This is a genomic window from Thiocystis violacea, from assembly GCF_016583565.1.
Taxonomy (GTDB): domain Bacteria; phylum Pseudomonadota; class Gammaproteobacteria; order Chromatiales; family Chromatiaceae; genus Thiorhodococcus; species Thiorhodococcus violaceus_A.
The window spans coordinates 1-1,324 of record NZ_NRRF01000202.1; the positions used below are offsets into that span (position 1 = coordinate 1).

General features: G+C 57.0%; 1 rRNA gene. It reads left to right on the forward strand.

Annotated features, from left to right (window positions below):
• A 16S ribosomal RNA gene (locus CKO23_RS24740) occupies positions 1–1,324 on the forward strand; the annotation flags it as partial.

The following is a 1,324-nucleotide window of genomic DNA, read 5'->3' on the forward strand; positions in this document are numbered from 1 at the left end:
ATGCAAGTCGAACGGTGACCTCGAGAGCTTGCTCTTGGGTGATCAGTGGCGAACGGGTGAGTAACACGTGAGTAACCTGCCCCAGACTCTGGAATAACCCCGGGAAACCGGAGCTAATACCGGATACGAGACGGAGCCGCATGGCTACCGTTTGGAAAGTTTTTCGGTCTGGGATGGACTCGCGGCCTATCAGCTAGTTGGTGAGGTAACGGCTCACCAAGGCGACGACGGGTAGCCGGCCTGAGAGGGCGACCGGCCACACTGGGACTGAGACACGGCCCAGACTCCTACGGGAGGCAGCAGTGGGGAATATTGCACAATGGGCGAAAGCCTGATGCAGCGACGCCGCGTGAGGGATGAAGGCCTTCGGGTTGTAAACCTCTTTCAGCAGGGAAGAAGCGAAAGTGACGGTACCTGCAGAAGAAGCACCGGCTAACTACGTGCCAGCAGCCGCGGTAATACGTAGGGTGCGAGCGTTGTCCGGAATTATTGGGCGTAAAGAGCTTGTAGGCGGTTTGTCGCGTCTGCCGTGAAAATCCGAGGCTCAACCTCGGACTTGCGGTGGGTACGGGCAGACTAGAGTGTGGTAGGGGAGACTGGAATTCCTGGTGTAGCGGTGAAATGCGCAGATATCAGGAGGAACACCGATGGCGAAGGCAGGTCTCTGGGCCACTACTGACGCTGAGAAGCGAAAGCGTGGGGAGCGAACAGGATTAGATACCCTGGTAGTCCACGCCGTAAACGTTGGGAACTAGGTGTGGGCCTCATTCCACGAGGTCTGTGCCGCAGCTAACGCATTAAGTTCCCCGCCTGGGGAGTACGGCCGCAAGGCTAAAACTCAAAGGAATTGACGGGGGCCCGCACAAGCGGCGGAGCATGTGGATTAATTCGATGCAACGCGAAGAACCTTACCAAGGCTTGACATACACCGGAAACACCCAGAGATGGGTGCCCCGCAAGGTCGGTGTACAGGTGGTGCATGGTTGTCGTCAGCTCGTGTCGTGAGATGTTGGGTTAAGTCCCGCAACGAGCGCAACCCTCGTTCTATGTTGCCAGCGCGTAAAGGCGGGGACTCATAGGAGACTGCCGGGGTCAACTCGGAGGAAGGTGGGGATGACGTCAAATCATCATGCCCCTTATGTCTTGGGCTTCACACATGCTACAATGGCCGGTACAAAGGGCTGCGAAATCGCAAGATGGAGCGAATCCCAAAAAACCGGTCTCAGTTCGGATTGGGGTCTGCAACTCGACCCCATGAAGTCGGAGTCGCTAGTAATCGCAGATCAGCAACGCTGCGGTGAATACGTTCCCGGGCCTTGTACAC